This is a genomic window from Micromonospora sp. NPDC051296, assembly GCF_040682255.1.
In the GTDB taxonomy this organism is placed as follows: domain Bacteria; phylum Actinomycetota; class Actinomycetes; order Mycobacteriales; family Micromonosporaceae; genus Micromonospora; species Micromonospora craterilacus.
The window spans coordinates 1-5,806 of the sequence record NZ_JBFBAO010000407.1; the positions used below are offsets into that span (position 1 = coordinate 1).

A 5,806-nucleotide genomic window follows, 5' to 3' on the forward strand; every position below is an offset into this window, starting at 1 on the left:
GGCAGATCGCCCGAGGTGGCCCGGGTGAAGATCTCCACCTCGACGTCCGCCTCGGCCAGTCGCCGGGCGACCTCCAGGATGTAGACGTTCATGCCACCCGCGTCGCCGGTGCCCGGCTGGTGCAAAGGCGAGGTGTGCACCGAGAGCGTCGCGATCCGCCGGGGCCGCGGCCACGGCAGGGCACCTCGCTGACGACCGACACCGGTGTGCATTTCCGCCACGTCCGCTCCCTTTGCCACGGTTGATGCCGTCCCGCACGACCGGCGCTCCTGCGTCAACCTCGACGCCGGATGTCATCTTCCCGATCGCCAGCGGGAAATACGTCGGCCAGCCCCACCGGCGTGACCGACCTCATCGCGAGGGCGGTGCCCGACGGCCATGGGCGGAGGCGAGAATGGCCCGATGAGTCCTGTCGCCATCGTCACCGGAGCGTCCAGCGGGATCGGCGCCGCCACCGCCCGGCGGCTCGCCAGCGAGGGTTTCCACGTCCTGGCCGCGGCGCGGCGTACCGACCGGCTGGCCGGCCTGGTCGCGGAGATCACCGCCGCCGGCGGTGCCGCCACCGCGGTGGCCTGCGACGTCACCTCGGACGAGTCGGTGGCGGGTCTCGCGCAGGCCGCACAGCAGGCCCCCGGGCCGGTGACCCTGCTGGTGAACAACGCCGGCGGGGCGCGCGGGCTGGACCCGGTCGAGTCCGGGTCCGTCGGCGACTGGCAGTGGATGTACGACGTGAACGTGCTCGGCACGTTGCGGGTCACCCAGGCGCTGCTGCCGGCCCTGGAGACCTCCGGCGCCGGCACCATCGTCATCGTCTCGTCGACCGCCGGCTTCACGGTGTACGAGGGCGGGGGCGGCTACACCGCCGCGAAGCACGCGCAGACCGCGATCGCCGGCACGCTACGGCTGGAGCTGTGCGGCCGCCCGGTCCGGGTGATCGAGATCGACCCCGGGATGGTGAAGACCGACGAGTTCGGACTGGTCCGGTTCGACGGTGACGCCGACCGGGCCGCGGCCGTCTACGCCGGGGTCGCCGAACCGCTGGTCGCCGAGGACGTCGCCGACTGCATCGCGTGGTGCGCGACCCGCCCGCAGCACGTCAACGTGGACCGGCTCGTCGTCCGACCGCTGGCCCAGGCCGCCCAGCACAAGGTGCACCGGGCGAGCTGAGCCGGGATCGCGCGATGGCGACGCGGGCGTCCCGGCCACTCGGTGTGGTGACCCGGGGCACCACCAATCCCAACCGGCTACGCCGGGTGGACAACTGGATCGTGGAGACCTACGCCGACGTGCTGCGGGCCGCGCCGGATCCGCTGGTGGTCGACCTCGGCTACGGCGCGACCCCGGTGACCGCGGTGGAGCTGCGCGCCCGGCTCGCCGCCGGGGTCCGCGCCGACGTGCGGGTGGTCGGGCTGGAGATCGATCCGGTACGCGTCGCCGACGCCCAGCCCGCCGCCGACCCGCCCGGGCTCACCTTCGCTCGGGGCGGCTTCGAGCTGGCCGGCCATCGTCCCGCCCTGGTCCGCGCGTTCAACGTGCTACGCCAGTACGACGAGAGCGAGGTGGCCGGCGCCTGGGCCACGATCACCACCGGGCTGGCACCCGGCGGGCTGCTGGTCGAGGGCACCTGCGACGAGTTGGGCCGCCTCGGCGGCTGGGTGCTGCTGGACGCCACCGGCCCGCGCTCGCTGACGCTGGCCGCCCGGCTGGCGACCCTGGACAGCCCGGCCGAGCTGGCCGAACGGCTACCCAAGGCGCTGATCCACCGCAACGTCCCCGGCGAACCCATCCACGACCTGATCCGAGCCCTGGACGACGCCTGGCGCGCCGCCGCCAGCTACGCCCCATTCGGCCCCCGCCAACGCTGGCTGCACACGGTGGCCGCGGTCCGCGCCCAGGGCTGGCCCATCCTCAACCACCCCCGCCGCTGGCGCCTCGGCGAACTAACCCTCCCCTGGCCCACCATCGCCCCCACCCAGCCCCGCCCCACGCCTCGTTGATCATGAAGTTAGCGGGGCTTTTGAAGATCAAAGCGCCCGCCAACTTCATGATCAACGGGAAGGTCGCGGCGCGGGGTGGGGTGGGGTTAGAGGGTGCAGTTGATCAGGACGGGTTCGGGGTGGAGGGTTACGCCGAACCGGGCGTGGACGGTGTCGCGGATGTCGCGGGCGAGGGTGATCAGGGCTTGCGTGCTGGCGGCGCCGGTGGGGTTGGTCAGGGCCAGGGTGTGCTTGCTGGAGATGGCGACGCCCTCGGGCCCGGGGTGGCCCTTGCCGAAGCCGGCCTTGTCGATCAACCAGGCCGCGCTGACCTTGACCACGTCCCCGGCGCCCGGCCAGGCCGGCGGCTCCCCGACCTCGGCGGCCCGCTGCCGCAGCAGCTCGTACCCGGCGCCGTCCAGCACCGGGTTGGTGAAGAAGGAGCCGACCGAACGGGTGTCCGGGTCGGCCGGGTCGAGCACCATGCCCTTGCCGGCACGCAGCCGCAGCACGGTGGCCCGCGCCTGCGCCAACGGCACCCGGTCACCGACTTCGACGTCGAGTGCCCGGGCCAGCTCCGCGTAGCGGACCGGGCCGGACAGCGGCGAGCGGGCCAGCCGGAAGTCGACCGAGAGCACCACCCAACGCTCGCTGTACTTGAAGATGCTGGACCGGTAGGCGAAGCCGCAGTCCACCGCGGCGACCCGGCCGACCGCGCCGGCGACCCGGTCGTAGACCTGCACGCCGGTGATGGTCTCGGCGACCTCCTGCCCGTACGCCCCGACGTTCTGGATCGGGGTGGCCCCGGTCGAGCCGGGAATGCCGGACAGGCACTCCAGCCCGGACCAGCCGTTCTGCACGGTCGCGGCGACCAGGTCGTCCCACGGCTCGCCGGCCTCGACCCGCACCGTCACGGTCTGCTCGTCCTCGGCCAGCACCCGCAGGCCCCGGGAACGGACGAGGACCACGGTGCCCGGGAAGCCGACGTCGCCGATCACCACGTTGCTGCCGCCGGCGAGCAGGAGGATCTCCTCCCCCGCCTCGCGTACCCGGGCGACAATCTCCTCCGTACTGGTAGCGGTAACGATCCGTCCAGCCGGCCCGCCGAGGCGTAATGTGGTGTATTGCGACAGATCACCCGTGGTGACGGGTTGAGCGGCGGCTGCCGGCTGGGCGTAGACGTCAGACACGCCTTTCACCCTAGGCTGAGGGATAGCCGCGGCACCCACTGGTGGCCCGGTCACCCCCGGGAGGATGGCGATGAGCAGATTGCATGGCACCAAAGACTTCTGGATCGGGGCACTCCGGGCGGAGGGCCCGGCCTTCGCCGCTGCGGTGGCCGAGGCCCCGCCCGAGACACCTGTGCTGTCCTGCCCCGGCTGGACGGTGACCGACCTGGCCCTGCACCTCGCCGGCATCTACCAGTGGGTACGCTCCGTTGCCGGCTCTGGCGAGACCACCGCCCCGCAGCAGAGCCGGTCGCAGCCGGCCGAACTCGCGCCAGGCGTCACCGCCGCGCAGCAGTGGCAGCAGGCGTACGACGAGTTGATGGCCCTGTTCGACACCCTCGACCCGGAGGCACCGGCGTGGAACTGGGCCCCGCAGCCGAAGAAGGCGGCCTTCTGGCCCCGCCGGATGGCGCACGAGACGGCGGTGCACCGCTGGGACGCCCAACTCGCCATCGCCGCCGGTGAACCGATCGAGTCGAAGCTCGCGGCCGACGGGGTGAGCGAGGTGCTCGACACCTGGCTGCCGGCCGGCCGGCGGAAGGCGACCGGGCAGTGGCACGGGGTGGTCCGGCTGAGCGCGACCGACGCGGCGCATGAGTGGTTCCTGCGGCTGCGCGGCGAGGGGGTGGCCCTGCTGGACACCGGCACCATCTTCGACCACGACGACCACCACGCCCGGGTGCACGTCAGCGGCACGGCGAGCGATCTGCTGCTGGCGTTGTGGGGGCGGGTCAGTTTCGACACCCTGACCGTCGCCGGCGACCGCGCCCTGCTCGACGGGGTGCGTACCGGCTGAGCCCGACGATCCACCACGAGCGGCCTTCCTGACCGGGAGGGCCGCTCGTGGCCATTCTGTGACCCTTCCGAGAGAGCGCTCTCTTGACACCGGTCCCGGGCGGGCCGCAGGCTACGTGAGAGCGCTCTCAGACCCAACCACCACCACCCTTACCTGAGAGGGGTCACCAGACAATGGGCACTTTCCCGCGCCACCGCCTCGCGGCGGTCGCCCTGGCCGCCGCCGGCGCGTTGCTCGTCACCAGCGGCTGCGGTGGCAGCGACGACGCCGGAGACGGCAACATAACGCTCACCGTCGACGTGTTCGGGCAGCTCGGCTACGAGCAGCTCTACCGCGAGTACGAGGACGCCAACCCCGGCGTGAAGATCGTCGAGCGAGGCACCGGCGGCAACCTCGACGAGTACTCGCCGAAGCTGACCCAATGGCTCGCCGCGGGCAAGGGCGCCGGCGACATCGTCGCCATCGAAGAGGGTCTGATGGTCGAGTACAAGGCCAATCCGGACAACTTCGTCAACCTGCTCGACCACGGCGCCGCCGAGCTCAAGGGCAACTTCCTCGAGTGGAAGTGGAACCAGGGGCTCACCGCCGACGGCCAGAAGCTGATCGGGCTCGGCACCGACGTCGGCGGCATGGCCATGTGCTACCGCACCGACCTCTTCGCGAAGGCGGGTCTGCCCACCGACCGCGACGAGGTCTCCAAGCTCTGGCCGACCTGGCCGGACTACATCGCCACCGGTGAGAAGTTCAAGGCCGCGAACACCGGCGCCTCGTTCCTGGACGCGGCCACCAACACGTTCAACACCATCGTGCTCCAGACCGCCGGTAACGCGCAGGGCTACCACTACTACGACACCAGCGACAACCTCGTGGTGGACAGCAACCCGGCGGTGAAGCAGGCCTGGGACACCACCATGCGCATCATCAACGCCGGCCTGTCCGGCAAGTACGGCTCGTGGTCCGAGGAGTGGGTCTCGGCCTTCAAACAGGCCAAGTTCGCCACCATCGCCTGCCCGGCCTGGATGACCGGCGTGATCGAGGGCAACGCCGGGCCGGAGGCCAAGGGCAAGTGGGACATCGCCCGGGTGCCGGGCGACGGCGGCAACTGGGGCGGTACGCACCTGGCCGTGCCGAGGCAGAGCAAGCACCAGGAAGAGGCGATCAAGCTGGCCAAGTTCCTGACCAGCCCGCAGGGTCAGATCGGCGCCTTCAAGGCCAAGGGACCGCTGCCGTCCTCGCCGCAGGCGCTGGACGACCCCGCCATCGCCGAGGCCACCAACCCGTACTTCTCCGACGCCCCGATCGGCACGATCTTCGCCGCGGGCGCCAAGACCCTGAAGCCGGTCTACATGGGCCCGAAGAACCAGGCCGTCCGCACCGAGGTGGAGAACGCCGTGCGCACCGTCGAGCTGGGACAGCGCACCCCCGACCAGGGGTGGCAGGACGCGGTCGCGAACGCCAAGAAGGCCGCCGCCAAGTAACCGGCCCGACGGCCCCCACCCCGCCGCCGATCCAGGACCCGCCGCGTCCACTGGACGCGCGCGGCGACCAGCCCTGGATCGGCGCGGGGCGGGGGCGTGGAAAGGAGTCAACGGGTCATGGCGTTGCAGCTCGACGCGCGACCGCCGGCCACACCGGGACCGCGCGACACCCGCCTGCGGCGGGCCGGCCGGCTGAGCCGGATCGACGCGAAGTACTCGCCCTACCTCTACAGCCCTGTGCGAGTCGTTCCTGCGCCGCGTCGCCGACTCCCGCCGCGGCCGCCCGATCACCTTCGTGGTGGTGGACAGCACCAAGGTACTGCTGCC

Annotated in this window: 5 protein-coding genes and 1 pseudogene; 4 read left to right on the forward strand and 2 right to left on the reverse strand. The window is 71.9% G+C overall.

Features of this window, described 5'->3' with window-relative positions:
- A pseudogene (locus AB0M52_RS29320) lies at positions 1-221 on the reverse strand (D-inositol-3-phosphate glycosyltransferase); the annotation flags it as partial.
- A 181-nt stretch (positions 222-402) separates the two neighbouring features.
- Between AB0M52_RS29320 and AB0M52_RS29325 the strand changes: the two are divergent.
- A complete protein-coding gene (locus AB0M52_RS29325; RefSeq protein ID WP_363960424.1) occupies positions 403-1,167 on the forward strand; it encodes an SDR family NAD(P)-dependent oxidoreductase in 765 nt (254 codons plus the stop codon).
- A 14-nt stretch (positions 1,168-1,181) separates the two neighbouring features.
- Positions 1,182-1,997, forward strand: coding sequence for a class I SAM-dependent methyltransferase (locus tag AB0M52_RS29330; protein WP_363960427.1), 816 nt, complete (start codon positions 1,182-1,184; stop codon positions 1,995-1,997).
- A gap of 86 nt (positions 1,998-2,083) precedes the next feature.
- Here AB0M52_RS29330 and AB0M52_RS29335 read toward each other — a convergent pair whose 3' ends face one another.
- Positions 2,084-3,166, reverse strand: coding sequence for a UDP-N-acetylmuramate dehydrogenase (locus AB0M52_RS29335; RefSeq protein WP_363960430.1), 1,083 nt, complete (start codon positions 3,164-3,166; stop codon positions 2,084-2,086).
- A gap of 70 nt (positions 3,167-3,236) precedes the next feature.
- On the opposite strand from AB0M52_RS29335, the gene AB0M52_RS29340 reads away from it, so the two are divergent.
- A complete protein-coding gene (locus tag AB0M52_RS29340; RefSeq protein ID WP_363960433.1) occupies positions 3,237-4,001 on the forward strand; it encodes a maleylpyruvate isomerase family mycothiol-dependent enzyme in 765 nt (254 codons plus the stop codon).
- A 173-nt stretch (positions 4,002-4,174) separates the two neighbouring features.
- On the forward strand, positions 4,175-5,479 hold the full coding sequence (locus tag AB0M52_RS29345; RefSeq protein WP_363960436.1) for an extracellular solute-binding protein: 1,305 nt from the start codon (positions 4,175-4,177) through the stop codon (positions 5,477-5,479).
- The last annotated feature ends 327 nt before the right edge of the window (positions 5,480-5,806 follow it).